This window comes from Streptomyces sp. NPDC015139, assembly GCF_043079785.1.
GTDB lineage: Bacteria > Actinomycetota > Actinomycetes > Streptomycetales > Streptomycetaceae > Streptomyces > Streptomyces albidocamelliae.
The window spans coordinates 499250-526050 of sequence record NZ_JBIBUW010000006.1 but is presented as its reverse complement, the minus strand read 5'-3'; the positions used below and the strand labels follow the sequence as shown (position 1 = coordinate 526050).

The following is a 26801-nucleotide window of genomic DNA, read 5'->3' as shown; positions in this document are numbered from 1 at the left end:
CTATATCGCAGGCCTCCACCTCCGCGCCGCAATGATCTGGATCGACGACCTCCTGAAGACCACCGACTGATCACGACATCACACAGGCCCTAGTGGCGGGCGGGGTGGAAGACCAGCTGCTGGTCGGCCGGCGAGTAGCCGCTGAGGGTCACGGTGGGCCCGTGGGTGGGCAGCGACGGGTCGGGGAAGTCGGCGGCCACCGGCTGCCGGCCCTCGGGACGCCGGTCCATCGTCGGGTACTCCACCGGGAACGGCGCGCCCCGCTCGATCTGCCGCGCGTAGAACTCCAGCCACCGGGTGTTGTCGAAGCTCACGGCGGCGATGACGCGGCCCTGGTAGCCGTACACGCCGACGAACCGCCGCTCGGCCGGCGAGCCCTGCGTGATCATGATCTGGTCGCCCATCGGCGGAACACCGACGGACTTGATGTTCACGCCGAACATCGACGACCAGAAGGCCGGCATCCACAGATGCGGCCGCCGGTCGGCGCCGTGGCAGATCATGTTGTGCGCGGCCGTCTCCGCCTGCGCGACGGCGTTGCCCCAGTGCTCCAGCGACAGGAACTGGTAGCCGAACAGCGCGTGCGGGGACCGCGCGACGTCACCCGCGACGAAGACGTCGTCCGTGACGATGCCCCGGAAGTCGAAGGCACGGCAGCCCGCGTCGCAGGCGATGCCCCGGGGGCCCGCGCCCAGCCCCGACCCGGCCAGCCAGTCCGTGTTCCGCAGCGAACCCAGCGAGACCACGACCACGTCCGCCTCGACGACACTCTCGTCGGACAGATGGACCGCCCGCACCCTGCCCGTCGCGTCGCCCTCCAGACCGGTCACCGTGACATGCGTGCGCAGATCCACACCGTTCTCGAGCAGGAGCTCCGCGGCGACCGCGCCGACCACTCGGCCGAGCGCACCCACCAGCGGCGCCCCCGCGCGCTCCGCGACCGTGACGGGGATGCCCATCTCCCGGCAGGCCGAGGCGACCTCCGAACCGGCGAACCCGGCACCGATGATGAACACCCGGCGCGGCCCCGCCTTCAGCCGGTGGTACAGAGCGGCCGCGTCGTCCCGCGTCCGCAGCAGGCAGACGCCGTCCAGCCGGGCCTCCTCCTCCTTCGGCCAGGGCCGCGCGCGGACACCGGTCGTGATGAGCAGCCGGTCGTACTCCACCTCGTCGCCGTCGGCCAGCCGGACCCGTTTGGCCGACAGGTCGAGCCCGGCCGCCGGGACACCGAGCCGCCACTTGGCGTCGATCTCCCGGCGGTGCGGCAGCTCGGTGTGCAGCGGTGACGCCCGGCCCAGCAGCACGGACTTCGACAGCGGCGGCCGGTCGTAGGGCTCGTACGGCTCGTCACCGATCAGGGTCAGCTCGCCGGTGAAGCCCTCGGCGCGCAGGGTCTCGGCGGCGCGCAGGCCCGCCAAGGAGGCACCGACGACGACGATCCGGCCCTCGCGCCTGAGCCATTCCACGGGGTCAGCGGCCATCGGACGCCCCCGGCGACCGGGACGCCGAATCCTCCGCACCGTCCAGACCGTCCGCGGTGATCGCCTGCACCGGGCACGCGGCGACGGCACGCGCCAGCCGCTCCCGCTGCTCCTCCTCCGCACGCGGGTTGTACACCAGCGACTCCTCGCCGTGCATGGCGAAGACGTCGGGCGCGAGGAACGCGCACTGCGCGTACCCCTGACACTTGTTGAGATCGACGACGAGCCTCATCGACGCTCCGCCCTTTCCGGTGGCCAGGTCCGGTGCGCTCCACCCCGTGGCGTGCGGTCAGCTCCGGACGGCGGTCATGTCCCGCACGCCAGCATGGGAGCCGGGCTGCGGGGCCGCCCGCCGGGAGGACCGACCGGGTGAACGGCGGCGCGGGGGTGCCGACGCGGTCAGGAGGACGCGGCGGCCCGGCCCTTCGCACTGCGGCCGACCATGAGGATGTGCAGGCTGAGCACGAGCGACCAGCCCGGGAAGACCAGCTCCGCCCAGGGCACGTTCGGGGACACGAAGAGCAGCGTCAGCGTGGTGAGGATGCCCACGACCGACAGCCAGCGCGGCAGCACCCCGAGGCGGTGACCCATCACCGACAGGGAGCACACGAAGACGGCCGCCATCCGCATGCCGTACCCCACCAGCAGCGTGTACGCGAAATTCCGGCCGAAGTCCCAGACGGACGGCCCGGGCGTCGCGCCCGTGGGAGCCTCCAGGGCGAGTACGGCGGACGCCGCCGCGGCGCCCCCGAACATCATGGCCGTGAAGATCAGTCCGCTGCCCAGGAAGACGGTGGCCAGGAACCGGTCCTCGACCGCCCCGACGTGGGTGCGTACGGCGCCGACGAACCACAGGAAGAAGATGCCGGCGAAGGGCACCAGCGCGAGGGCCGCCAGCACGGCCCTGCGCCGCCCGGACTGCTGGAAACCCTGGGCGGTGATCGCGTCGGCCCCCGCGGGGACCCCCAGCCGGACCAGGACGATCGTCGCCGCCAGCAGCAGCGCGAACACGACCCCGGCCAGCCCGGCCGCCCCGGGTGTCTCCAGCACCCGCTGCCCCGGCCTCTTCTCCCGCATTCCCGGCCCGCCTCCTCCGCGTCGCCCCGGCACCAGCTAGCGGCCTGGCCACCGCGGGCGCCACCGGGGGACGGCCGGACGGCCGAGGGGGGCGCCCGCCCCGGAGGCGGGCCGTACCGGGCAGGCCGTGGTGGAGCGGCACGAGGTCCGCGGCCCGCTCGCCGGAATTCGCTCGCACCGCGCGCGGCGCACCCCTATCGTGGCCGGTCATGTCTCCTGACGCGCACCGCCCCGCCCCGGAGGACCTGCGCCGGGATCCGCTGCCGCTGCTGGGCCGTACGGCCCTCGTCACCGGCGTCGGCCGGCGGGCGGGGATCGGGCACGCCGTCGCCGGGCGGCTGGCCGCGTACGGCGCCGGCGTCTACCTCCACCATCACGTGCCGCACGACATGGAGATGCCCTGGGGCGCCGACAGCCCCGAGGCCGTCGCCGCGTCCGTGCGCGCGGCGCTCGGCGATCCGGCGGCACGCGTCGTGGAGGGGCCCGGCGATCTTGCCGACCCGGACGGACCGGCCCGGCTGATCGACACCGTCACAAAGGAGTTCGGGCGGCTGGACATCCTCGTCGCCAACCACGCCCTCAGCGGCCGCGACGGCACCCTGGACGAGGTCGACGCCGCGATGCTGGACGCGCACTGGGCCGTGGACACCCGCTCGGTGCTGCTGCTCGTCCAGGCGTACGTCCGCGCGCGCTCGCGGCTGCCCCCGGAGGCACCCGGCGGCCGCGTCGTGATGATGACCTCGGGGCAGGACATCGCCGGCGGCATGCCGGGCGAGATCGCCTACGCCCTCCAGAAGGGCGCCCTCGCCTCCGTCACCCGCTCGCTGTCCACCGCGCTCGCCGAGCGGTCGATCACCGTCAACACCGTCAACCCGGGCCCGGTGGACACCGGTTACGCCACCGGCGAGGACCACGCGGCCGTCGCCGCGCGGTTCCCCGCCGGACGCTGGGGGCTGCCCGACGACCCGGCCCGCCTCATCGCCTGGCTGGCCACCGACGAGGCGGGCTGGATCACCGGAGAGGTCATCAACTCCGAGGGCGGCTTCCGGCGTTGAACCGGAGGACGGCGGCCGGGAAGCCCCCGGGAGTCAGAGCCGGGCCAGCTCGTCGACCAGGTCGTCCAGGCCCAGCGAACCCTGCGACAGCGCCGCCATGTGCCAGGCCTTCAGGTCGAACGCGTCGCCGTGCCGCGCGCGGGCCTTCTCCCGGCCCAGCAGCCACGCCCGCTCACCGAGCTTGTAGCCGATCGCCTGACCCGGGATCGTCAGGTAGCGGGTCAGCTCGCTCTCCACGAAGTCCGCGGGCCGGCTGCTGTGCGCCCCGAAGAACTCCTGCGCCAGCTCCGGCGTCCAGCGCTCCCCGGGGTGGAACGGCGAGTCCGCTGGGATCTCCAGCTCCAGGTGCATACCGATGTCCACGATGACCCGCGCCGCCCGCATCATCTGCGCGTCCAGGTAACCGAGCCGCTCCTCCGGGCCCGTGAGGTAGCCCAGCTCGTCCATCAGCCGCTCCGCGTACAGCGCCCAGCCCTCCGCGTTGGCACTGACCCCGCCGACGGTCGCCTGGTAGCGGGAGAGGTTCTCGGCCACGTGCGCCCACTGCGCGATCTGCAGATGGTGGCCGGGCACGCCCTCGTGGTACCAGGTCGACACCAGGTCGTACACCGGGAACCGGGTCTGGCCCATCGTGGGCAGCCAGGTGCGGCCCGGCCGGGAGAAGTCCTCCGACGGCCCGGTGTAGTACGGGGCGGCGGCGCCGCCGGGCGGGGCGATGCGCGACTCCACCTTCCGTACCCGCTCGGCGAGTTCGAAGTGCGTGCCGTCCAGGTCCGCGATGGCCTTGTCCATCAGGCCCTGCAGCCACTCGCGGACCTCTTCCACGCCCTCGATGTGCCGGCCGTGCTCGTCGAGGTGCGCGAGCGCCACCCACGGCGTCTCGGCGCCGGGCAGGACCTTCTCCGCCTCCTGCCGCATCTCGCCGAGGATGCGGTGGAACTCCGACCAGCCGTAGGCGTACGCCTCGTCCAGGTCGAGATCGGTGCCGTTGAAGTAGCGGGACCAGCGCGCGTACCGCTCCCGGCCCACCGTGTCCGGAGTGCCCTCGACGGCCGGCGCGTACACGTCCCGCAGCCAGTCCCGCAGCTCCACCAGGGCGTCGGTCGCCGCGCGGGCCGCTTCCTGAAGTTCCGTGCGCAGGGCCTGCGGACCCCCGTCGGCGAAGTCCTCGAACCAGCCCCGCCCCGAGCCGTCGGTGTCCGTCCACTCCGTGAGCTGTTCGATGAACGTCGCGGTCGGGCGCGGAGCGGCGAACAACTTCCGGTCCAGACCGAGTCGCAGCGACTCGTGGTACCCGGCGAGAGCGGCCGGCACCGCGCGCAGCCGCTCGGCGATCGCCGCCCAGTCCTCGTCCGTCTGTGACGGGGTGACCGTGAAGATGTCCCGCACCGAGTGGCCGGGCGTGTGCATGTTGCCGACCGCGCGCAGGTGCTCGTCCGCCTCGTGCACGGCGAGTTCGGCGGTCAGCCGCTCGCGCAGCAGCCGGCCGCAGCGCCGCTCCACGTCGCTGTCCGCGCCGGGCCGGCGTTCCGCCTCGTCCAGCTTCGCCAGGGTGGTCCGGGCCAGCTCCGCGAGGGCCTCCCGACCGGCCGGCGAGTAGTCGGGCAGCCTGCTCGAACTCTCCTGTACGCCGAGGTAGGTGCCGGTGATCGGATCGAGGGCGATGAGGTCGTCCACGTACGCGTCGGCGACCTGACGGGGGAGCGGGCTCTTGGTGTCAGACATGCCGCCCATCCTCGTACGCCGAGGATCACCGCGTCACCCACGTATCGGGGGATTCAGCTCTGGGCGTGGCCGGGCGGCAGCAGTGGCCCGCACTCCCACTGCTGGAAGATCAACCGGGTCTCCACCCGGGCCACCTCCCGCCGTGCCGTGAACTCGTCCAGCACCAGCCGCTGCAGATCGGCCATGTCCGCGACGGCCACATGCACGAGGTAGTCGTCCGGGCCGGTCAGGTGGAACACCGAGCGCGCCTCCGGCAGCTCGCGGATCCGCTCGACGAACGGTCCCACCAGCTCCCGCCGGTGCGGACGCACCTGCACCGACAGCAGCGCCTGCAGCCCGCGGCCCAGTCTGCCCGGGTCGACCTGCAGCCGGTGGCCGAGTATCACCCCCGAGCGGCGCAGCCGGGTCACCCGGTCCAGACAGGTCGACGGCGCCACGCCCACCTGCGCGGCGAGGTCCCGGTAGGTGGTCCGGGCGTCGTTCTGCAACAGACGCAGCAGGTGGAGGTCCACCGGATCCAGTACGACAGATTCGGCCATTGGCCGAACGTAGCACGGTGTTCGATTCCAGTGAACCGTTCGATGTTCACCCTTCCGCCCATGGACACAGCGAGCACCGGTGCCTACGACGACGTACGCACCGCAACGAGAGCACTGGCCACCGAGGCCGTGCACGCCGGCCGCGACGATCTCGCCCGCCAGGGTCTGCACGCCCCGCCGATCGACCTGTCCACCACCTACCCGTCGTACGACAGCCGCGGTGAGGCCGCCCGCATCGACGCCTTCGCCACCGACGGCGCCGATCCGGTGGGTCCGCCCGTCTACGGCCGCCTCGGCAACCCCACCGTCGCCCGCTTCGAGACCGCGCTCGCCCGCCTGGAGGGCACCGAGTCCGCCGTCGCCTTCGCCAGCGGCATGGCCGCCCTCAGCGCGGTCCTCCTCGCCCGCTCCGCCATGGGCCTGCGGCACGTCGTCGCGGTACGGCCCCTGTACGGCTGCAGCGACCACCTGCTGACCGCGGGGCTCCTCGGCTCGGAGGTCACCTGGACCGACCCGGCCGGCATCGCCGACGCGCTGCGCCCGGACACCGGCCTGGTGATGGTCGAGTCCCCGGCCAACCCGACGCTCGCCGAGGTCGATCTGCGGGCCGTCGCGCACGCCTGCGGCTCCGTACCGCTGCTCGCCGACAACACCTTCGCGACCCCTGTGCTCCAGCGACCGGCCGAGCACGGCGCCCGGCTGGTGCTGCACAGCGCCACGAAGTACCTCGGCGGTCACGGCGATGTGCTCGCCGGGGTCGTCGCCTGCGACGAGGAGCTCGCGGGCCGGCTGCGGCAGATACGGTTCGCCACCGGTGGCGTGCTGCATCCGCTGGCCGGCTACCTACTCCTGCGCGGCCTGTCCACGCTCCCCGTCCGGGTCAGGGCCGCGTCCGCCAACGCCGCCGAACTGGCCCGCCGGCTCGGCGACGACCCGCGCGTCGCCCGCGTCCGCTATCCGCGGCTCGGCGGCGCGATGGTCGCCTTCGAGGTGCACGACGACCCGCACGAGGTCATCAGCCGGGTCCGCCTCGTCACCCCGGCGGTGAGTCTCGGCAGCGTCGACACCCTCATCCAGCACCCCGCGTCCATCAGCCACCGGATCGTCGACGCCGACGACCGGCGCGGCGCGGGCGTGAGCGACCGGCTGCTGCGGCTGTCCGTCGGCCTCGAGGACGTGGACGACCTGTGGGCCGACCTCGACCAGGCCCTCGGTGTCCCGGCCCGCACCCCGGTACCCCTCCGGGAAGCGGTGCACTGACCGGGCTGTCCGCCGTCGTCCGGGTCGGGGGACCGGACGATCGGAGGGCGGGCGCGGTCGGCGGTGGTGCGCGAGGCGGCACCGCCGACCGCCCACGTACGGGCCCGGCGCCGGTGCCGGTGCACGCTCGCCGGCGGACCCGGGGGCCGGGCCCACCGGGCGGGCCGTGACCGTCGAACCAGAAGCGGTCGGCGTGGCGGCTCCGGCGGACCGTTTGGGCGGCGCCGGCCGATCGGGGGTACGACGGCGCGGGCCGCTGTCGGCCGAGCGGAGCTTCAGCCGGCCGGGGAGGCTGGTGCCGGCCTGACGAGCCGACGGCGGCCGGCCCGGGCGACGGGTCCGGTGGGTCGATGCCGCCCGGGTGCGATGCGGGCGACGAAGCCGGCTGACTGACGTCGCCGCGCCCTGGGAAGTTGCCCGCCCGGCCCGGCCGGGCGGGCCGGGCCGTCAGGGTGTGCGGTGGCGGGTCAGTCCCGGCGGGTCGGGGCGCCGAGCCGGTCCTGCGCGATGTCGTGGGCCGGCCGTGCGGCGACCGGTGTGGCGTCCAGCCGGGCCGTGATCACCAGGGTGCCTTCCTCGATCTGGTAGTCCAGGGGCAGCCCGAGACCGCGCATCGCGGCGACCATCCCGGTGTTGGAGGCCTGCGTCACCGCGTACACGCTCTCGCAGCCTGCCTCCGAGGCCATCGTCACCAGCCGGCCGAGCAGTTCCGCGCCGATACCGCGCCGCTGCCACGCGTCCTCGATCAGCAGCGCGATCTCGGTCTCGTCACCGTCCCACAGCAGATGCCCGAGGCCGACGACGCGGCCCGAGGTGGTCTGGGCGGCGAGGGTCCGCCCGAAGCGCGGGCTGAGCAGATGGTTCAGATAGCGGTCGGCGTCGGGGACCGGGCCGTGGTAGCGCATGCCGAGGGTGCGCGCCGAGCACCGGTCGTGCATCGCCTTCGCCGCCGGCAGGTCCCCGGTGTCGATCCGCCGCACGGTGATGTCGTTGCCCTCGGGCAGCGTCAGCACGTCGGTGCCCTCCGGGATCCGCGGGCCGAGCCGGCTGTCCAGCTCCACCAGGGCCCGGGCCCGCGCGAACTCGGTCGGCGTGAACGGCAGATACGGCCGCTCCACGGTGAGCACACCGCCCTCCGGCGCCCGCAGGCGCATGACCGTGTCCTCCAGGACGCCCTCCACCGGCACCGGCTCCGGCCCGCGCCCGCCCCCGAACGGTGTCCCGGGCAGCGAACGGATCGAGCACCGGCCCAGCAACTGACGCAGGGCAAGGGGCAGTTCCGCGGCGTCCAGTGCGGTGCGGGCCGCCAGGCCGAGCACCCGGGTCGGGGCGTCGACCAGATCGTGGGCGTCGGCCCGCTCGATCCAGGTGGACCTGCCCCCGGCCAGCGAGACCGCCCGGGTGAGTTCGGCCGCCTGCAGTCCGCCCGGCGCCCGGACCAGGAACTCGTCCACGGTGCCGTCGGCCAGCGGGTGCGTCTGCAGGCTGAGGATGTCGACCCGGTACTCGGCCAGCGCGGCGCAGAGCGCCGCCAGCGATCCGGGTTCGTCCTTCACCGTCGTCCGCATCCGCCACAGCGCACCGGTGCCGGCCACCTCGTCCGTCGAGGCGCCGGGCTGTCCGGTGGGCCCGGCCGACCGCGTCCGCGCGGCCTGCCGGGCACCGGTATCACTGACCGGCGGTGCGTGTCCGTGGCGCCGTGCCCACCAGATGTGGAAGCCTGCCGTCGCCGCCAGCACCATCGCGGAGATCACCAACAAAGTCGGACCGTCGGGTCCGTGGCCGATCAGGTTCGCCACCGCGTCCGCCACCGCGACGGCCGTGAAGAGCGCGGCGAGTTCGACGACGTCCCGCCGCCAGTGGTGCACGGGTCGTCCGTGCTTCGTCCGGGTCACATCAGACATGTCTGGAGTCATGCAGCCACTGTGAAGGAAGGGTGTTGCGTGATCACGAACGGTTTGTGACCGATGGGTAAAGCATGCTCCGCCCCATTTGTTGGAATTTCTACTGCTGCGGGTGCGGCCGACCCGCACCCGCAGGCCGGTCCACGGCCGGACCCGACCCGTTCACGCGGCCAGCGCCTCCGAGGCGAGCGCGGCTCGCAGCCGCCGCGCCTCGGTGACCAGCCGGGAGCTGCCCTTGCGCGCGGCGATGCCCGCCAGATGCGGCAGCTCTCCGTGTGCCCCGGAACGCTCGGCGCAGTCCGCCGCCGCGGCCAGCAGATCCCCGAGCCCTCTGGCGGGAACGGCGGACGCCTCCGGCCGGCCGGTCGCGAGGTCGGCGAACAGCACGGGAAGGGTGTGCCGCAACGTCTCCCAGACCGTCGCGTGCGCTCCGGTGGCCGCCGCCGTCCGAGCCGAGTCGGCCAGTCGCTGCGGTTTCACCGCGCCGCGCCGCACCAGCTGGCCGAGGTCCGCGCCCAGCACCGCGGTGTCGAGCTGCCCGCGCCCGGCCAGCACCAGCAGGGCGTCCACGGCGGCGAGCCGGTCCTCCGCGTGCCGTGCGCCGAGACCGTAGGCCACGCACAGGTGCACGGCCTCACCGGCCTCTCCACCGGACTCGGCGAGCAGCGGCAGGACGACGGCACCACGGCTGTCGTCCACGGCCGTGGCCGCCACGTCGTGCAGCAGCCGGATCGCGACCAGCTCCCGGCGCTCCGGCAGCACGGCGAGCCAGTGACGGCGCAGCGCGTGGTCCCAGTGACCGCACCAGCGCTCCGTGAAGACGGAGACCGGCCCGCCGAGCCGGTGGAACTCCTGCGGGAACCCCTCCACGAGATCGGGCAGTTCACCGAGCTCCAGCAGTACGCGCGGGCCGTGGACGCGCCGCCGGACCGGAGGCCGGACCGGATCGCCCGCCGACAGCCGGTGGGCCAGCCGCGCACCCTCGCGGGTGCCGAGCGCCCGCGCGTGCCGCGCCGCCTCCTCGGCCGCCGCGCGGTCGTCCGTGCGCACCCGCAGCAGGGCCTGGGCGAAGTCGGCCGCGCCGACCCGGGCGTCCAGGCGCCGGTACTCCACGAGGCGGGCCACCAGGTCCGCCGGCTCCAGCAGGCCGGTGCTCCAGGTGGGTGTGGCGAGCAGCAGCGGCAGCGGATCCGCCCGGAGGCGGTACGCCACCTCGCGCAGCCGGGCGTCGAACACACGGCTGAGGCCGGCGTGCGGGCACTCGTGCTCATTGGGACCGCGCCGCACGGCGTCCAGCAGCGTGGCCGTGCTCACCTTGCCGTGCAGGGTCGCGAGGAGCAGGTCGAGTCCCTCGCCGGCGCCGAGTGCGCCGTAACGGCCGTTGCCGAACATGTCGTCCATACGCGGCCAGTGGGTGTCGTCCGAGGTCGCCCACCAGCGGTTGGCGACGACCGGTCCGAGCGCCTCACGCAGCGCGTCGGGGTTCCGGTGGGAGTGGCGCACCAGGCCGTCCAGCACCCGCTCGTAGGCGGCGACGTCCTCGTCGGCGGAGGCCAGCACCGCGCCGATCTCCTCGGCCAGTTCCACCGCCGTCTCCGGCGCGGGCCGCAGGCGCACCGGTACGGGGGCAGGCGGCAGGATCTCCTCGTACACCTCCGGGGACGCCACGGTGATGCCCGGCAGCGTGGCCGCCCGGGCGCGCAGGACGGGGGACAACTGCTCGACCGCCCAGCCCAGCTCCTCGACCGAGCCCAGCCGTGCGGCATGCCGTTCGACCAGTTTGAGGGCGCGCTCCTGCACCTGGGCGTCCTCGTGCCCGAACGCCTGGGCCACCACCGGCAGCAGCTCCGCCGCGGTGCCCGGCTCACGGGCCAGCACCTTGCCGAGCAGCACGAGCTGCGCCCGCACCAGCTTCTTCTCCGCGCGGAACAGCAGTCCCTCGGAGGCCTCGGCCAACTGCCGCGGGGTCAGCTCGCCGTCCAGGGCCAGGGCCGCGAGCACCGCCTGGGCGTGGCCCGCCACGGGGGAGACCGCGTCCCGGGCGAGGGCGGTCCACTCGGCGATCCGCTCCCGCTCCTCCGCCCTCCCCAGGGCGAGCCCGGTGAGCAGCGGCAGGAAGACCCGGTGGTCCGTGGGGCCGCCGCCGCGCAGCAGCCGGGCGACGCAGGCGTCCACGAGGGACCCGCGGTCGAGGACACCGTCCCGGACCAGGGTGAGCAGGGCGCTCTGCCACGAGTGCGGTCCGTCCTCCAGCAGCCAGCGCACCTCGCCGAGGTCCGTGAGCGTGAACAGACCGGCGACCAGAGCGGCCAGTTGAGGCTCGACGCGCAGCGCGTCCAGCACCTTCGAATCGTCCCACCGGCCCCCGATGTGCTGGACCCAGCCGACGAGGTAGGCGTCCGTGACGGGCACCTCGCAGCCCGCGCGCGCCACGAGCCCGGACATCAGCGGGTACGGCACCCGCGCGGACACCGGCCGGCGTGCCAGCCGGTGTGCGACATCGGCCAGCCAGGCGGCGTCCCGGTGCTCCAGCGCCCGCAGGATGCTCTCGGTGGGTGCCTGACGCCAGCGCATGTCCGCGCCGGCGAGCCAGTCGGCGGCCGCCGCCGCGCCCGTCTGACAGGCGGTCCCCGCCAGATGCAGCGCCGGAGAGATCCGCTCGGACCGGGACTCCCACCACGGGACCGCCCGCATCTCCTTGCGCAACTCCTTCAACCCCGGCAGATGAAGCCGTCGTTCGGCATCCGTCAGCCCGGTCAGCAGTTTCAGCGCCTCCGCCGTGCGGCCCGCCCGGACCGCCTCCACCAGCTCACTCATCGCACACCCCCGTCGATTCCCGCCAGATCCCGCCGCCCCGCGCCGGCGCTCGCCGCCGCGCCCGGCACCGCACCGCGCCGGACCATCCGCACCGCCAGCGCGTGCTTGCACGGCCCGCGCCCGCCCCGGTACCTCGCCCACCACAGACAGCTGCAGGTGAGCACCCCCGCCGCGTCCCGCACCCGGTGCACATGGCCGTCCTCCGCCGTCACCGTGGCGAGGGAGCCGTCCAGAGCCACCGCGCCCGCCTCGACCAGCGCCCGCGCCGAGCGCAGACGCGGATTGTGCCGCTCGGCGCGCCCCGAGTCGTACGGCAGCTCCCGGTGGAAGTGGGCCGCCTCCGCCGTGTCGTACCCGACCTGGCCCGAGGTGCCCAGGCGGACCAGGGCGGCACGGACCCGCTCCGGGGTGAGACCGGACGCGGCGGCGAGGTCGGCCACGTCGACGCGCGGCTCCCAGGCCAGCAGGACGGAGATCAACTCGGCGTCCTCCGCCGCCTCTTCCGTGGCCAGCGCGTCCAGCACCCCGCCCTCACCGGAGAAGCCGCGCGAGGCGTCCGGCGACAGCGTCAGCGTGAGCCGCATACCGGCCAGGACGACCTCCCAGGCGGCGGCCGCGGGGGCCGTACCGGTGACCGCGGGGCCGTAGACCCGCAGGGCCATGGCGTGGCGCAGCACCCGCTGGAGCGCGGCCAGCCGCTCCGGGCCCGGCAGGCAGACCGCGCCCGGCACCGGGCGGGTCGTCGGCCGCAGCCCCCGGCCCACCGGCACCACCCAGCGCGGCCCGGCGGGGGCCCGGCGGCCGCCGTCGGAGCGGGGCAGTCCGCGCAGGAACCGCACCGCCTCGGCCGCCGGCAGTTCGGCCCGCAGGTCGAACCCCGCCGCCACCACCTGCGCCTCGGCGAAGCCGCGCAGCCAGCGGTCGGGCAGCGGGACCTTCTTCTCCACCACCGGTCCGCCCAGGGTGGTGACCGCCAGTTCGTCCGGGCCGACCCTCAGGTGCAGCGGGTCGTCGCCGCCGAGGCGGGTCAGCGCCTCCCGCAGCGGGTTGTTGACGTCGACGTTGGTGGTGCCGTGACCCACCTCGCCGCCGTCCAGGCCCGGGGTGAGCACGTCCAGGCGGGCGTACACCCCGCCGCAGCCGGAGAAGGACTCGAAGCGCAGCCGGTCGCCATTGCCCGTCACCACCGGGTCGAGCGAGGCCCGCAGTTGCGGCTGGTAGTAGCGCGCGGCCGCCACGTCGGCCACCGCGAGCAGTCCCGCCGCCGCCACCTGAGGGGTGGTCAGGAAGCCCGCGAAGAAGCTCGGATGGTCCTGGACACCCGTCGGCGTGGCCCCGCGGGAGGTTTCCAGCCCGAGCCGGCGCCCGTCCGCCGCCGACTCCAGCGCGGAGGGTCGGCGATAGGCCACGGCCTGCAGTGATCGCGTCATGGAAAAACCGTAGAGGCGACCACTGACAATCGGTCCGACCTGCGGAAACATCCCAGATGCAGGGGTAGTTGCCGTGCCGCGCTCCGGGGGATGACGCCGGGGCGCGGCACACTCGACAGGGTACGGGGCACGGTGGCCCCGCCGGTGCTACTGGCCGACCCGGCCCGGCTGGAGCGACTTCGTGAACAGCACGGTCCCGTCCTGCTCGCGCAGCCGGACCGTCAGCTCGCCGCTGCCGCCGTCGATGTCGACCTCGCCGAAGAACTGGTAGCCGCCCGCGGGCGACACGTTCGACGCCGTCGGCGCCTTCACGAACACCCGCTCCGGACCGAAGGTGCCGTCCAGCGCGCTCGCCGGGAACGCGCCCGCGTTGAGCGGACCGGAGACGAACTCCCAGAACGGCTCGAAGTCGGTGAACGCGGCACGCGACGGCTGGTAGTGCTGGGCGGAGGTGTGGTGCACGTCCGCCGTCAGCCACACGGTGCCGGTGATCCGCCGGTGCTTGACGAACCTGAGCAGTTCGGCGATCTGCAGCTCACGGCCGAGCGGGGCGCCCGGGTCGCCCTGGGCCACCGCCTCGATGTTCGGCCGGCTCTCGGTCGTGTCGGGCACCACGAGGCCGAGCGGCATGTCGGCGGCGATCACCTTCCACACCGCGTGCGAGCGGGACAGCTCCCGCTTGAGCCATTCCAGTTGCTCGCGGCCGAGGATGCCCTGCGGGTCGACGGTCTGGTCGTCGGGGGAGTTGGCGTTGCGGTAGGTGCGCATGTCCAGCACGAACACGTCCAGCAGCGGGCCCTGGCGCAGCACGCGGTGGACGCGGCCCTCCTTCGCGCCCGGCCGCAGCGTGGAGATCGGGAAGTACTCGCCGAACGCCCGCCGGGCGCGCGCGGCGAGCACGTCGACGCTCTTCTCGGTGTACCGGGTGTCCGTGGCCGCGATCACCTCGCCCGGGTACCAGTTGTTGCGGACCTCGTGGTCGTCCCACTGGACGATGGAGGGCACCTGGGCGTTGAACCGGCGCAGGTTGTCGTCGAGCAGGTTGTAGCGGAAGTTGCCCCGGAACTCCGCGAGTGTCTCGGCGACCTTCGCCTTCTCCTCGGTGGTGACGTTCCGCCAGGTGCTGCCGTCGGGCAGGGCCTGGGTGGGACCGATCGGGCCGTCGGCGTAGATGTTGTCGCCGCTGCACAGGAAGAAGTCGGGGTCGAGCTTGGCCATCGCGTCGTAGATGCGGTAGCCGCCCCGGTCGGGGTTGATGCCCCAGCCCTGGCCGGCGAGGTCGCCCGACCACAGGAACCGTACGCCGTCGCGGCGGTGGCGGGAGACGGTACGGAAGGCGCCCGCCACCGGCTCGCCCGTGCGGCGCGGGTCGTCGGGGTCGGCGAGGAGCACGCGGTAGTGGATCTGCTCGCCGGACGGCAGGCCGCGCAGCCGGGTCGTGCCGGTGAAGTCCGTGCCGGCGTCCAGCAGCGGGCCGTGGAAGCGGCGCGGGTTGCGGAACGACTCCGTCGCCGATGTCTCCACGATCATCCGGGCCGGCCGGTCCGAACGCACCCACACCAGGCCGGAGTCGGTGGTGACGTCGCCCGTCTGCACGCCCCAGCCCGCCTGGGGGCGCCCGGACCGGGCGAACGCCGGGGCCGCGCCGAGGCCCACGGGCAGGGTCAGGGCCGCCGACGCGGCGAGGGAGCCGCGCAGAACGCTGCGGCGGCCCGGGAACGGACGGTGTGACATGGCTGCGCCTCCAGGAACGGGATCCGGCCAGTGTGCAGAGCCACACCTACTGGGGTGCTGCGGCGCGCACGGAAACCGAAGGTGAACAACGGACCGTGCGGCCACCGGACTCCGTCACGGTCACGCAGACCGACGGTACGTCAGCCGGTGGGCGCACGGGATGGCGTCGGTGCGGGTCGGCGGCCGCGGGACGGCTGCCGCGCGGGGCTGGGACAGGGTGCGCACGGCGAGCGGTCGGCGGGGCTGCAAGTGCGCCTGGCAGCAGCCGCTGTGGCGGCACTCGAGACCGGCCGGTACGTGGCTGTGCCGAGGTCTCCCGCACGCGACCGGCGCCGGTCGCAGGTTGCCGCCGGCTTGGCGATGCGCGGCGAGCCCGTACGCGACTGCCCTGAAACCGCGCCCGTGCACCGCCGGCCGACGGCCGCGGCCTTCACGAGGGCAGCGCGCCTGCCGCCCCGATCAACAGTCCCGAGGGGGCCGTACGTACAACCAGCGGTCGGTACGTGAACCGTGTCCGTCAGCGGCTGCCGTCGAGGATGACCCGGGCGACCAGGGCCGGGTCGTCGTTCATCGGGCAGTGACCGCAGCCGGGCAGCCGCACCAGGCGGGCGTGCGGGATCATCTGCTTGGCGCGTATGCCCTGGCGGCGCAGGAGCAGCCGGTCCTGGGTGCCCCAGGCCACGGTGACCGGCAGGCCCGGCAGGTCGTCGGTGAACCGGACGGCGGTGCCCGCGCGCAGGGTGGCGTCGAAGCCGGTCGCCCCCACGAGGGCGAGCGTCTCGGCGACCACGGCCTCCGGGGCCCGGCGCGCCGGCCGGCTGTAGATGGTGCTCGTCAGCGCCGTACGGCCGGCCGCGCTGCGGCTCAGCCGCTCCACCAGCGGCAGCGGCAGCCGCTGGGCGATGCCCCGCATCGCCAGCAGCACCGCGAAGGCGTACCGGCGCTCGGCCTCCGTCCAGAACCCGGCGGGAGACAGCGCCGTGACGGACCGTACGCGCTTCTCGCGGCCCAGCTCCAGGGCGAGCAGACCGCCCAGAGAGTTGCCGGCGATGTGCGGGCGGTCCAGTTCCAGGGCCTCGAACAGGGCGCCGAGGACGGTGTTGGTCGTGGGCAGGTCGTAGGCGAGGTCGCCCGGCAGGGCAGGGGAGGCGCCGAAACCCGGGAGGTCGACGGTGATCACGTCACGCTCGGTGGCCAGGATGTCCACGACCGGGTCCCAGGCCTGCCGGTGATGGCCGATCCCGTGCAGCAGGACCAGGGGTGCCCCGTGTCCCACGCGCGCGTAGGACACGGTCACGTCCTTCGGGCCGTGCGCGGTGGGGACCTGGAAGGAGACGGTGGCGGACATGGGTGCTCCTCGTCTGGGTGCTGACGGACGCCGTAGACAGCTTGTCAGCAATTACTACCGACGGGTAGCCCCCGACCCGGTCCCGGGTGGACACCCGCCAGGTGTGTCGGATGGGATCACGAGGTGACAGCTGACCTCACCGACGTCTTCGAAGCGCACCGGCCCCTGCTCATGGGGGTGGCCTACCGCATGCTGGGCCGGGTGGCCGACGCCGAGGACGTGGTCCAGGACGCCTGGCTGCGCTGGTCCGGTGCCGACCGCACCGAGGTCGGCGAACCGCGCGCCTACCTGGTGCGCGTCATCACCCGGCTGGCCATCGACCGGCTGCGCCGCGCCAAGGCGCACGGCGAGGCGTACATCGGCCCGTGGCTGCCGGAGCCCTGCGTCACCGAGTTCGGCGGCACCGCCCCCGACACCGCGGAGCGTGCCGTGCTCGCCGACACGGTGTCCCTCGCCGTCCTGATCGTCCTGGAGTCGCTGTCCCCGCTGGAACGGGCCGTCTTCGTGCTCAGGGAGGCCTTCGGCTACCCGTACGCCGAGATCGCCGCCCTGCTCGACCGCGGCGAGGCGGCGGTACGGCAGCTCGCCGGGCGGGCCCGCCGGCACGTGGCCGAACGACGACCGCGCTACGACGTGGACCCGGTGCGGCGCCGTGACCTGACCGAACGCTTCCTCGCCGCGGCGGGTGACGGCGACCTGGACGGCCTGCTGTCCCTGCTCGCCACGGACGTCCGCCTCGTCGGCGACAGCGGCGGCAAGGCCAAGGCACCCCTGCGGACCCTGCACACCGCGGACAAGGTGGGCCGCTTCCTGATCGCCGTGTCGGGCACGGTACCCGAGCTGTCCGTGCGCTTCCTGGAGGTCAACGGCGGTCCCGCCGTGCTGATCCTGTCCGGCGGCAAGCCCGACAGCCTGATCCAGGTGGACGTCGCCGACGCCCGCGTCAGCACCGTGTACATCGTCCGCAACCCCGACAAGCTGCGGCACCTCGCCGACCTCTGAGGCACCTCGCCGAGCCGGCTCCCGCGAGCCCCTGTCGTACGACGGGGGCTTTGCCGCGATGTCACACGCACCGCCCATGACGAACGCCTCGTGAACGCTCCACGGCGGACGGCCGGTACATGACGCAGGGGACCGAGGATTGGTCTTGACCAAGGGTGACGGCAGCCCTATCGTCGCAGAGAAGTGCAACAACCTTTAATAAACAAGGGCGCTAAAAACCGCCGGACCACGGCTCTTGCGGAGGACAGGGTGGGGACCACGCAGCTGGAATCGGTGCCGGAACCGAAGTACTGGCATCTCAAGACCGTGCTCACCGAGGCACTCGACTCGGAGTTCTCGGTCGGTGAGATCCTGCCCAACGAGCGCGACCTCGCCGCCCGCTTCGGCGTGGCCCGCGCCACGCTCCGCCAGGCCCTCGAACAGCTCGAGCTGGAAGGCCGCCTGCAGCGCCGGCGCGGCGTCGGCACGACCGTGGCGCCGCCGCGCGTGGGCGTCGCCGTCGGCACCGAGCAGCACACCTGGCCGGGGGCCGCGGGAGACGCCTGGCAGCCCGTCGACAGCGCCCAGGAGACTCCGCCCGCCGCGGTCGCCGCCGGTCTGGAGACCGGCCCGGACGACGCCGTGCACACCGTCCGCCGCTCCCGGACGTCCCACGGCCAGCTGGTCGCCACCGAGCTGCTGTACATCCCGGCGGACTCGGTCCCCGACCTCACCGCGATCGACGCCCCGTCCGGCCCGGCACGCGCGCGTGCGGTGCTGCGCGAGCTCCAGCGGCTCGAACTGGAGGGGCAGGAGCGCGCAGTCGAGCTGGGGTCCGCCCGTGCGGACGACGCCAGGGAACTCGACCGGTTGCCCGGCTCGCCCGTCCTCGTCGTCACCACCCGCTTCTTCGCCCGGGGCCGCACCGCGGCGCTGTCCGTGGCGACCTACCGTGCCGACACCTGCCGGCTCACCTTCGGCGACTCGGCCGGCGTCGAAATACACCACGACCCCGAGCGCCAGGCTTCCTGACCCTCCGCCGAGCCTCCCGCCGGAGCGTGGGGCGGGCTTCCCGAGCCCGTCCGCCCCACGCTCGCGGCACACCGTCGCGCCCCGGAACTCCACCGGGGCGCGAGGCGTCTGACGGACCGGCACACCGGCCGTGGACGAGATACCCGCCACCCCCGTCGCTTCTCGGCCCCGGCCTCGGACGGGCCGACGCACGGACCCCGCCCGACGGGACGGCACACCCGACCCACTCGGCGGCACCCGGCGGCCCGGTGAACCCGTCCGGCCGGACGACCGGCACACCCGCCCCCTGCTGAAGTACGAGCACTGGTCCCCGCACGCAGCAAGGCGCTCCTGGTAACGCCCCGAGCGCCCCGTCCGCGCAGGGCCTCCGGCCGCCCCGCCCCGGTCAGCGGCGGGTCGTCGCCGCGCCCTCCACCGCGAACAGCTGCGCCTCCACGTGGTCCAGGGCGAGGCGGAGCGCGCCCGTGGCCACGGCGGCCTCGCCCAGCAGCGAGAGCGTCACCCGGGGCGGCCGCAGGCAGTAGCGGGCCAGTTCCCGGCGCAGCGGCTCCAGGACACCGTCGAGTCCGGCCGCCCAGCCGCCGATCACGACCAGCTCCGGATCGAGCGCCAGGACCAGCGCGGCCACGTCGTGCACGAGCCGGTGGTTGAACCGCTCGACCGCCGCCCGCGCCCGCTGGTCGCCGTCCCGCGCCAGCGCGAACACCTCGGCGACCGCCTGCTCGTCCAACGGGTGCAGCGGCTCGTCGGTGGTCGACAGCAGAGTCTCCGGCGTGGCCTCCCGGCCCAGCAGGTGCAGCGCGCCGATCTCCCCAGCCGCTCCTCCGTAGCCACGGTGCAGCCGGCCGCCGATCAGCGAACCCGCCCCGGGACTGAGCCCGGCCAGCACGAACACGACGTCGTCGGTCTCGGTCGCCGCGCCCTTCCAGTGCTCGGCGACGGCCGCCGCGTTGGCATCGTTCTCCACCAGCACCGGGCACTTGAAGGAGCGGCTGAGCCGGTCCCCGAGCCTCAGCCCCGTCCACTGCGGCAGGGCCGTGCTCAGCCGAACCGTTCCGTCGGCCTCCACGATGCCCGGGGTGCCCACGCCCACCGCCCGCAGCGAACCGCGCGCGACCCCGGCCCGCCGCAGCAGCTCGGCGACCGCGCCGCGCAGCCGGTCGAGCCGCTCGTCCGCCGGGGCGGACTCGTCGACCTCCTTGGCCTGCGCGCCGAGCACCCGCCCGTCCAGGTCGGACAGCAGCGCGGCGACCCGGTGCGGCCCGATCTCCAGGCCCAGCAGATGGCCCGCCTCGGCCCGGAACCGGAACCGTCGGGCAGGCCGGCCCTGGCGTCGCGTGGTGCCCTCGTCGGCCGCGGTCTCCACGACGAGCCCCGCCTCGATGAGGCCTTCGACCACGCCCTCCACGGTCGGCCGGGACAGTCCGGTGACCCGGGTGACCTCGGTGAGCGTCGCGCAGTCCGTGGCCCGCAGCGCGTGCAGCACCACCGCGGAATTGATCCTTCGCAGCAGCGAGGGATCGCCGCCGGTCAGCTGCCCCACCGTCCGTCCTTCCAGCTCGCGGGCGTGTTTGCCGGATCGTACTCGGCCCGGCGCACCCCGGCGAGTGCGGGTCGCCCCGGGGCCGGGTGGCCGCCCTCGACGAACGGACCCGGCCGCCCGCACCCGGTCAGCCCGGCTCGACGAATCCCGACTCGTACGCGGCGATGACCGCCTGGGTGCGGTCGCGCGCGCCCAGCTTGGCGAGCACGCCGCTCACATGCGTCTTCACCGTCTCGGTGCCCACGACCAGTTGTTCGGCGATCTCCGCGTTGGACAGCCCCCGCGCCATGAGCCGCAGCACCTCCGCCTCCCGTTCCGTGAGCCGGGCCCGCTCCAGCGCGGCCTCCGCCGGGCGTTCACCGTCGCCGTACCGGGCGGCGAGGCGTCGTACGGAGGCGGGGAACAGCAGCGACTCGCCCGCCGCCACGAGTCGTACCGCGTGCACGATCTCGGCCGGCCGGGCCCGCTTCAGCAGGAACCCGTCGGCACCGGCGCGCAGCGCCTCGTACACGAACTCGTCGTCCTCGAAGGTGGTCACCACCAGGATCTTCGGCGGCTCGGGCACCGTGCGCAGCACCGCGCGGGTGGCCTCGATGCCGTCCAGCAGCGGCATGCGGACGTCCATCGCGACGACGTCCGGCCGCAGTTGACGCACCAGCGGGATGACGGCGGCCCCGTCGGCCGCCTCACCGACCACCTCGATGTCGGGCTGGGCCTCCAGAACGGCCCGCAGACCCGCGCGGACCAAGGGCTCGTCGTCGACGAGGAGTACGGTGACCGGCATCCCGCCAGCGTAGATCAACCCAGCGGCAGCTCCGCGCGCACCTGCCAGTCGCCCTCGTCGGGGCCGGTGCGGGCCGTGCCGCCGAGCAGCGCGGCCCGCTCGCGTATGCCGCGCAGACCGCTGCCCCGCCCCGGGCCGGGCACCGGAGCCGGCAGCGGATTGCGGACCTCCAGGTCCAGCCGGTCGCCGGTGACCCGGACACGGACCCGCACCGGGACGGCTCCCGCGTGCCGCAGCACGTTGGTGAGCGCCTCCTGGAGGATGCGGTAGCCCTCCCGGGACACCGGCCCGGGCAGGGCGGCGACCGGACCGGTCACCTCGGCGTCGACCTTCGCACCGGAGGTCCTGGCCGAATCCAGCAGCCGGCCCGCGTCGGCCAGGGTGGGTCTCGCGCTCACCGGCCGGTCGGCCTCGCGCAGCACGCCCAGCACCCGCTCCAAGTCCTCCAGGGCGGCCCGGCCGGTCTCCTCGATGGCGGCCAGCGCACGGTCGGTGAAACCGGGGTCGCCGGCCGCCCGTGCCGCGCCCGCCTGCACCACCGCGACCGTCAGAGCGTGCCCGATCGAGTCGTGCAACTCCCGCGCGATGCGGGTGCGTTCGAGCAGCTGCTCGGTGCGCTGCTCCAGGGCCTCCAGCCGCTCGGCGGCGGACGGACCGAGCAGCCGGCGGGCCCCGGCGGTGGCCAGCGCGCCGAGGCCCACCACCAGGCCGTACAGGGCGATCAGGGGGAGCGGGACGAGGAGCCCGTACGCCCAGTGCGGCTGCACCTCGTCCAGCAACGGGGAGTGGGGGTTGGTGTGCCCGCCCGCGAGCCGCCCCAGCTCGTAGGAGAAGACCGGCAGCCACACCGAAGCGAACGTCGTCGGCACGGCGAGGAGCATCCGCAGCTCGAGCCAGAGCACCGTGCGCCCCCGGTCCCGCCAACTCGCCGACGGCGTCACCGAGATGCCCGGCTCCTCCTTGCCGGGCGTCAGCAGCAGCCGGGCCTGGACGCCCTCGCCCACGCGCACGGCGGGTACCAGGCCGACCGGCAGGAGGACGAGCGCGGGCACCCACGGCTTCGACATGTCGATGAACAGCCACACGCTCTCCATCAGCATGGGCACCCACAGATGCAGCAGCCGGGTGTACGTCGTCCCCCGCAGAAGCGGGCGCAGGCAGCGGACCATGAGCACATCGTCGCAGGTGGCACCGGAGACGGACCTCCCCCGCACGGGGGAGGCGGTCCCCACCGGCGGGGGAGGGGCAACCGCCCGCGAAGGGCCAGGCTGTCGGTCATGTTGAGCATCGACGTACGAGACCTCACCAAGGAGTACGCCGGCCGCCGGGCCGTCGACGGGCTGACCTTCCGAGTGCGCCCCGGCAGTGTCACCGGCTTCCTCGGCCCCAACGGCGCGGGCAAGTCCACCACCATGCGACTCGTCCTCGGCCTCGACCGGCCCACCTCCGGTACGGCCGTGATCGGCGGCCGCGCCTACACCGAACTGCGGGACCCGCTGCGCCGGGTGGGCGCCCTGCTCGACGCGCGTGCCGCACACGGCTCCCGCACGGCACACGACCATCTGCGGGCCCTGGCCGTCAGCAACCGCATCCCGGCCCGGCGGGTCGACACGGTGCTGGAGGAGACCGGACTCGCCGCGGTCGCGGAACGCCGGGTGAAGACGTACTCCCTGGGCATGCGCCAGCGGCTCGGCATCGCCGCCGCCCTGCTCGGCGACCCCGAGGTGATCCTGCTCGACGAGCCCGCGAACGGCCTCGACCCCGAAGGCATCGTGTGGATCCGCACGTTGCTGCGCGGGCTCGCCGCAGAGGGCCGCACGGTCCTGGTCTCCAGCCATCTCATGGGCGAGACCGCCGCGTTCGCCGACCATCTGCTGATCCTCGGCCGGGGCCGCCTGCTCGCCGACACACCGGTGCGGGAGTTCATCGACGCACGCGTACGGCCCCACGTCCGCGTCCGCAGCACCGATCCCGTCGTCCTCGGCGCCCTGCTCGCCCGGCACGGGCACGACGCCTCCCGCGGCGAGGACGGCAGTTGGACGGTGCGGCACGCGCGCGTGGACGACATCGGCCGGCTGATGTCCGAGGCGCGCGTCCCGGTCCTCGAACTCGCCGCCGGCGAGGCCACCCTGGAGGAGGCCTACCTCGATCTGACCGCCGCCGAGGCCGAGTTCAGCGCACAGCCCCAGGAGGCCTGACCATGTCGTTCGTCCCCGTGTTCCACTCCGAGTGGATCAAGATCCGCACCCTGCGTTCCCTGTGGGGCGCACTCGCCGGAATCCTCCTGGCCACCGCCGCGTTCTCGGCGCTCGCCTCCGCCGACGCCGACACGGGCGACGCCGACCCGCTGTTCGCGGTGTTCTTCGGCATCAGCTTCGGGCAGATCGCCGCGATCGCCTTCGGTACGACGGCCGTCTCGTCCGAGTTCCGGGGCGGCGCGCTGGGACTGACACTGGCGGCGGTGCCCGACCGGCGACGCTGGTTCGCCGCGAAGGCGACGGCGATCGCCCTGCCCGTGCTGGCGGTCGGCCTGCTCACCGGCCTGCTGACGCTCGTGCTCGGCAAGGCGGTGCTCGGGAGCGCCGGGCCCGGCTGGACCGAGGGGCTGCGCGGCGCGGCCGGCTGCGGACTCCAGCTCACGCTCATGGCGCTGTTCGCCGCCGGTCTCGCGGCCGTGCTGCGCAGCGGGGTCGCGACGCTCTCGGTGCTGATCCCGTTCCTGCTGATCGTGTCCTTCGTCGTCGGCGACCTGTCCGGCGGGGCCGCCGACTTCCTGCCCGACCGGGCCGGCCAGGTCGTCCTGCACAGCACCTGGGACGGCACCCTCGGCCCGTGGACCGGCCTCGCGGTGACCGCACTGTGGACGGCCGCGGCCCTGCTCGCGGGCGGCTGGTGCCTGAAGAGCCGGGACGTGTGACGGCACACCCCGACGGCTCGTTGTGAGCCGCCCGGCGCCGGACGACGTAGCGCTCAGGTGCCGACCACCGTCCGCCGACGTGATCAGCCCTGGCCGGCGCGGTCCCCCGGGGCGAACGCGGCCTGTCGCAGACGGGCGAACTCCTCGGCCATCGTGGCCGCCGTCCAGTGCGCGTTCAGTCCGCTCGGATTGGGCAGCACCCACACCCTGCTGTCCCCGACGGCCCGCTCCTGCGGGCCCACCCGCGCGGTACGGTCGCCGAACGCGGACCGGTACGCGGTCACGCCCACGACCGCCAGCCACCTCGGCCGCAGCTCCGTCACCTTCTCGGTCAGCAGCCGGCCGCCCGCCACGTACTCCTCGGCGGTCAGCTCGTCCGCCCGCGCGGTCGCCCGCGCCACCACGTTCGTGATGCCGAGGCCGTACGACAGCAGCTCGCCCTGCTCGGCCGGCCTCAGCAGCCGCGGGGTGAACCCGGACAGGTGCAGCACCGGCCAGAACCGGTTGCCGGGGCGGGCGAAGTGGTGGCCCGTCGCCGCTGTCATCAGCCCCGGATTGATGCCGCAGAACAGGACGTGGAGGCCGTCCGCGACGACGTCCGGTACGAGACGGTCGCGGGCGGCCTCCAGCTCCGCCTTGGTGAAGCGGGGCGAGCGGGGGGAGCCGGTCAGAGGATCGCCCCGGGGGTGTAGCCGGCGGCCTCCGGGCGCTGCTTGGCGAGCTCCTCGATCCGGCCGACGACCACGCCGACCTGATCGGCCGCGGCACCGGTGAAGGACAGCTTGTCGGCCATCAGCGCCGCCAGCTGCTCCCGGTCGAGCGGCAGCCGCTCGTCGGCGGCGAGCTTGTCGAGCAGCTCGTTGCGCTCGGCGCCCTGCTCCCGCATCGCGAGCGCGGAGGCGACGGCGTTCTCCTTGATCGCCTCGTGCGCGACCTCGCGGCCCACACCCGCGCGCACGGCGCCCATGAGCACCTTGGTGGTGGCGAGGAACGGCAGGTAGCGGTCCAGCTCGCGGGCGACGACGGCCGGGAAGGCGCCGAACTCGTCGAGGACCGTCAGGAAGGTCTCCAGCAGGCCGTCCAGCGCGAAGAACGCGTCCGGCAGCGCGACCCGGCGCACCACCGAGCAGGACACGTCACCCTCGTTCCACTGGTCGCCCGCCAGCTCACCGGTCATCGAGGCGTAGCCGCGCAGGATCACCATGAGGCCGTTGACGCGCTCGCAGGAGCGGGTGTTCATCTTGTGCGGCATCGCCGAGGAACCGACCTGGCCGGGCTTGAAGCCCTCGGTGACCAGCTCGTGCCCGGCCATCAGCCGGATCGTCTTGGCCAGCGAGGACGGCGCCGCCGCCAGCTGCACCAGCGCGGTGACGACCTCGTAGTCCAGCGAGCGCGGGTAGACCTGGCCCACCGAGGTGAACGCCTGCGAGAAGCCGAGGTGCCCCGCGATCCGGTCCTCCAGGTCGGCGAGCTTCGCCGCGTCGCCACCGAGCAGGTCCAGCATGTCCTGCGCGGTGCCGACCGGGCCCTTGATGCCGCGCAGCGGGTAGCGGCCCAGCAGCTCCTCGACGCGGCCGTACGCCACGAGCAGCTCGTCGGCGGCCGTCGCGAACCGCTTGCCGAGGGTCGTGGCCTGCGCGGCGACGTTGTGCGAGCGGCCGGCCATGACCAGCTCCGCGTACTCGCCCGCGAGCTTGCCCAGCCGCGCCAGCACGGCCACCGTGCGGTCGCGCATCAGCTCGAGGGAGAGCCGGATCTGCAGCTGCTCGACGTTCTCGGTGAGGTCGCGGGAGGTCATGCCCTTGTGTACGTGCTCGTGCCCGGCGAGGTCGTTGAACTCCTCGATCCGCGCCTTCACGTCGTGCCGGGTGACCTTCTCGCGCTCGGCGATCGAGGCGAGGTCGACGGTGTCGAGGACCCGCTCGTAGTCGGCGATCGCCGCGTCCGGCACCTCGATGCCGAGGTCCTTCTGGGCCCGCAGCACGGCGAGCCAGAGCCGGCGCTCCAGCCTCACCTTCTGCTCGGGCGACCAGAGCGTGGCGAGCTCGGCGGAGGCGTAACGTCCGGCGAGGACGTTCGGGATGCGGGGCTTGGCGGGCGCAGAAGTCACGTGTCCAGAGTCTACTGGCGATTCGTGCAGGCCAGCGCCATGGGGTGGTTCGGCTGAAGCTACGAGACGCCCGTCACCTCGGCCGGGCCGGGGGAGCGGCCTCGGCCTCGCCGGCGGCACCGGCCGCTCCACGGGTCCGGTGCACGGCCACGACCTCGGCCCGGGCGCCGTCCGCTTCCTCTTCAGGAGTCGTGGGCGCACGGGCCGTACAGCGGGTGCGGCTACGCCAGGTCCTCGTACGGCAGCAGCTCCGGCCGCTTCGCCGGGCGGCCGTCCCCCGAGGAGCGGCCGGTCAGGCGCCGCCCTATCCACGGGAGCAGGTGCTGCCGGGCGAACCGCGCGTCCGCGACCCGCCGGGTCATCCAGCCCGGCGGCAGGGTGGCCGGCATCGGCACCCGCCAGTCGGAATCCTCGGGCTCGTAGCCGAGCGTCTGCCAGACCGCCTCGGCGACCCGGCGGTGACCCTCGGCGGTCAGGTGCAGCCGGTCCACGTCCCACAGCCGCGGGTCGGCCAGCGAGGGCGCCCCGTACAGGTCGACCACCAGGGCGCCGTGCTTGGCGGCCAGCTCGTCCACGCACGCGAACAGCTCCTCCATGCGCGGCCGGAACCGCTCCAGCACCGGGCCCTGCCGGCCGGGGCTGCGCATCAGCACCAGTCGCTCGCAGGACGGCGCGAGGCGCTCCACGGCCTCGGTGAGCAGGTCCCGGACCTGGACCATGTCGCACTTGGGCCGCAGGGTGTCGTTGAGGCCGCCGACCAGGGTGATGACGTCGGGCTTCATGGCCGCGGCCACCTCGACCTGCTCGTCGACGATCTGCCGGATCAGCTTCCCGCGCACGGCGAGGTTGGCGTACCGGAAACCGGGGCTGCGGGCCGCCATCCGCGTGGCGAGCAGATCGGCCCAGCCGCGGTAGGAGCCGTCGGGCAGCAGGTCCGACATGCCCTCGGTGAAGGAGTCGCCGAGTGCGACCAGGCTGGTGTGCGGGGGAGGTGTGGGTTTCGTCTGCATGGCGACAGCGATGGTATCCCGGCTCCATACCTGCCGGTCGGTCGGCCCGGTCCC

The 26801-nt window shown here is 74.1% G+C and carries 22 protein-coding genes; 6 read left to right on the top strand and 16 right to left on the bottom strand.

Annotation, left to right across the window (positions count from 1 at the left end):
• Nucleotides 1-89: 89 nt before the first annotated feature.
• The 3 genes from ACF08B_RS19985 to ACF08B_RS19975 all read right to left on the bottom strand — a co-directional run bounded on the left by ACF08B_RS19985 (nucleotide 90) and on the right by ACF08B_RS19975 (nucleotide 2558).
• Nucleotides 90-1481, bottom strand: coding sequence for an NAD(P)/FAD-dependent oxidoreductase (locus tag ACF08B_RS19985; RefSeq protein WP_392318551.1), 1392 nt, complete (start codon nucleotides 1479-1481; stop codon nucleotides 90-92).
• Complete coding sequence (locus ACF08B_RS19980) at nucleotides 1471-1713, bottom strand: ferredoxin (RefSeq protein ID WP_392318550.1); 243 nt, start codon at nucleotides 1711-1713, stop codon at nucleotides 1471-1473. Before ACF08B_RS19980 ends, ACF08B_RS19985 begins: the two co-directional genes overlap by 11 nt.
• Before the next feature lie 167 nt (nucleotides 1714-1880).
• On the bottom strand, nucleotides 1881-2558 hold the full coding sequence (locus tag ACF08B_RS19975; RefSeq protein WP_392318549.1) for a hypothetical protein: 678 nt from the start codon (nucleotides 2556-2558) through the stop codon (nucleotides 1881-1883).
• Nucleotides 2559-2767: 209 nt separating this feature from the next.
• Here ACF08B_RS19975 and ACF08B_RS19970 point away from each other — a divergent pair, with 209 nt between their 5' ends.
• Nucleotides 2768-3613 carry an SDR family oxidoreductase gene (locus ACF08B_RS19970; protein WP_392318548.1) on the top strand — a complete coding sequence of 282 codons (846 nt, stop codon included), beginning with the start codon at nucleotides 2768-2770 and terminating at the stop codon, nucleotides 3611-3613.
• Between the two features lie 33 nt (nucleotides 3614-3646).
• Here ACF08B_RS19970 and ACF08B_RS19965 read toward each other — a convergent pair whose 3' ends face one another.
• Complete coding sequence (locus ACF08B_RS19965; RefSeq protein WP_392318547.1) at nucleotides 3647-5338, bottom strand: DUF885 domain-containing protein; 1692 nt, start codon at nucleotides 5336-5338, stop codon at nucleotides 3647-3649.
• A 53-nt stretch (nucleotides 5339-5391) separates the two neighbouring features.
• A complete protein-coding gene (locus ACF08B_RS19960; protein WP_073895094.1) occupies nucleotides 5392-5877 on the bottom strand; it encodes an Lrp/AsnC family transcriptional regulator in 486 nt (161 codons plus the stop codon).
• Nucleotides 5878-5937: 60 nt separating this feature from the next.
• On the opposite strand from ACF08B_RS19960, the gene ACF08B_RS19955 reads away from it, so the two are divergent.
• On the top strand, nucleotides 5938-7137 hold the full coding sequence (locus ACF08B_RS19955) for a trans-sulfuration enzyme family protein (protein WP_392318546.1): 1200 nt from the start codon (nucleotides 5938-5940) through the stop codon (nucleotides 7135-7137).
• A 467-nt stretch (nucleotides 7138-7604) separates the two neighbouring features.
• Here the strand turns inward: ACF08B_RS19955 and ACF08B_RS19950 are convergent, their stop codons facing one another.
• The 5 genes from ACF08B_RS19950 to ACF08B_RS19930 form a co-directional block, all read right to left on the bottom strand.
• Nucleotides 7605-9041, bottom strand: coding sequence for a GNAT family N-acetyltransferase (locus ACF08B_RS19950; protein ID WP_392318545.1), 1437 nt, complete (start codon nucleotides 9039-9041; stop codon nucleotides 7605-7607).
• Between the two features lie 162 nt (nucleotides 9042-9203).
• The gene (locus tag ACF08B_RS19945) at nucleotides 9204-11858 is read right to left on the bottom strand and encodes a DUF6493 family protein (RefSeq protein WP_392318544.1); all 2655 of its coding nucleotides are present in this window, start codon (nucleotides 11856-11858) and stop codon (nucleotides 9204-9206) included.
• The gene (locus tag ACF08B_RS19940) at nucleotides 11855-13288 is read right to left on the bottom strand and encodes an SWIM zinc finger family protein (RefSeq protein WP_392318543.1); all 1434 of its coding nucleotides are present in this window, start codon (nucleotides 13286-13288) and stop codon (nucleotides 11855-11857) included. Before ACF08B_RS19940 ends, ACF08B_RS19945 begins: the two co-directional genes overlap by 4 nt.
• 147 nt (nucleotides 13289-13435) lie before the next feature.
• Nucleotides 13436-15022: an alkaline phosphatase D family protein gene (locus ACF08B_RS19935; RefSeq protein WP_392318542.1), complete on the bottom strand. Its 1587-nt coding sequence runs from the start codon at nucleotides 15020-15022 to the stop codon at nucleotides 13436-13438.
• 517 nt (nucleotides 15023-15539) lie between these two features.
• Nucleotides 15540-16370 carry an alpha/beta fold hydrolase gene (locus ACF08B_RS19930; RefSeq protein WP_073895088.1) on the bottom strand — a complete coding sequence of 277 codons (831 nt, stop codon included), beginning with the start codon at nucleotides 16368-16370 and terminating at the stop codon, nucleotides 15540-15542.
• A 123-nt stretch (nucleotides 16371-16493) separates the two neighbouring features.
• Between ACF08B_RS19930 and ACF08B_RS19925 the strand changes: the two genes are divergently transcribed.
• The gene (locus ACF08B_RS19925) at nucleotides 16494-17372 is read left to right on the top strand and encodes an RNA polymerase sigma-70 factor (RefSeq protein ID WP_392318541.1); all 879 of its coding nucleotides are present in this window, start codon (nucleotides 16494-16496) and stop codon (nucleotides 17370-17372) included.
• Nucleotides 17373-17621: 249 nt separating this feature from the next.
• Entirely contained in the window at nucleotides 17622-18383 is a 762-nt protein-coding gene (locus tag ACF08B_RS19920) for a GntR family transcriptional regulator (protein ID WP_392318540.1), read from the top strand.
• A 385-nt stretch (nucleotides 18384-18768) separates the two neighbouring features.
• Here ACF08B_RS19920 and ACF08B_RS19915 read toward each other — a convergent pair whose 3' ends face one another.
• From ACF08B_RS19915 to ACF08B_RS19905, 3 genes are all read right to left on the bottom strand, one after another.
• The gene (locus ACF08B_RS19915; protein ID WP_392318539.1) at nucleotides 18769-19926 is read right to left on the bottom strand and encodes an ROK family transcriptional regulator; all 1158 of its coding nucleotides are present in this window, start codon (nucleotides 19924-19926) and stop codon (nucleotides 18769-18771) included.
• A 127-nt stretch (nucleotides 19927-20053) separates the two neighbouring features.
• Nucleotides 20054-20710 carry a response regulator gene (locus ACF08B_RS19910; protein WP_392318538.1) on the bottom strand — a complete coding sequence of 219 codons (657 nt, stop codon included), beginning with the start codon at nucleotides 20708-20710 and terminating at the stop codon, nucleotides 20054-20056.
• Between the two features lie 14 nt (nucleotides 20711-20724).
• Nucleotides 20725-21879 carry a sensor histidine kinase gene (locus tag ACF08B_RS19905; RefSeq protein WP_392318537.1) on the bottom strand — a complete coding sequence of 385 codons (1155 nt, stop codon included), beginning with the start codon at nucleotides 21877-21879 and terminating at the stop codon, nucleotides 20725-20727.
• Nucleotides 21880-21987: 108 nt separating this feature from the next.
• Here ACF08B_RS19905 and ACF08B_RS19900 point away from each other — a divergent pair, with 108 nt between their 5' ends.
• Nucleotides 21988-22908, top strand: coding sequence for an ATP-binding cassette domain-containing protein (locus ACF08B_RS19900; protein WP_392318536.1), 921 nt, complete (start codon nucleotides 21988-21990; stop codon nucleotides 22906-22908).
• Nucleotides 22909-22910: 2 nt separating this feature from the next.
• On the top strand, nucleotides 22911-23627 hold the full coding sequence (locus ACF08B_RS19895; RefSeq protein WP_392318535.1) for an ABC transporter permease: 717 nt from the start codon (nucleotides 22911-22913) through the stop codon (nucleotides 23625-23627).
• An 83-nt stretch (nucleotides 23628-23710) separates the two neighbouring features.
• Here the strand turns inward: ACF08B_RS19895 and mug are convergent, their stop codons facing one another.
• The 3 genes from mug to ACF08B_RS19880 all read right to left on the bottom strand — a co-directional run bounded on the left by mug (nucleotide 23711) and on the right by ACF08B_RS19880 (nucleotide 26747).
• On the bottom strand, nucleotides 23711-24256 hold the full coding sequence (gene mug / locus ACF08B_RS19890) for a G/U mismatch-specific DNA glycosylase (protein WP_392318575.1): 546 nt from the start codon (nucleotides 24254-24256) through the stop codon (nucleotides 23711-23713).
• A gap of 38 nt (nucleotides 24257-24294) precedes the next feature.
• The gene (purB, locus tag ACF08B_RS19885; protein ID WP_392318534.1) at nucleotides 24295-25737 is read right to left on the bottom strand and encodes an adenylosuccinate lyase; all 1443 of its coding nucleotides are present in this window, start codon (nucleotides 25735-25737) and stop codon (nucleotides 24295-24297) included.
• Between the two features lie 221 nt (nucleotides 25738-25958).
• Nucleotides 25959-26747, bottom strand: coding sequence for an SGNH/GDSL hydrolase family protein (locus ACF08B_RS19880; protein WP_392318533.1), 789 nt, complete (start codon nucleotides 26745-26747; stop codon nucleotides 25959-25961).
• Nucleotides 26748-26801: the final 54 nt, after the last annotated feature.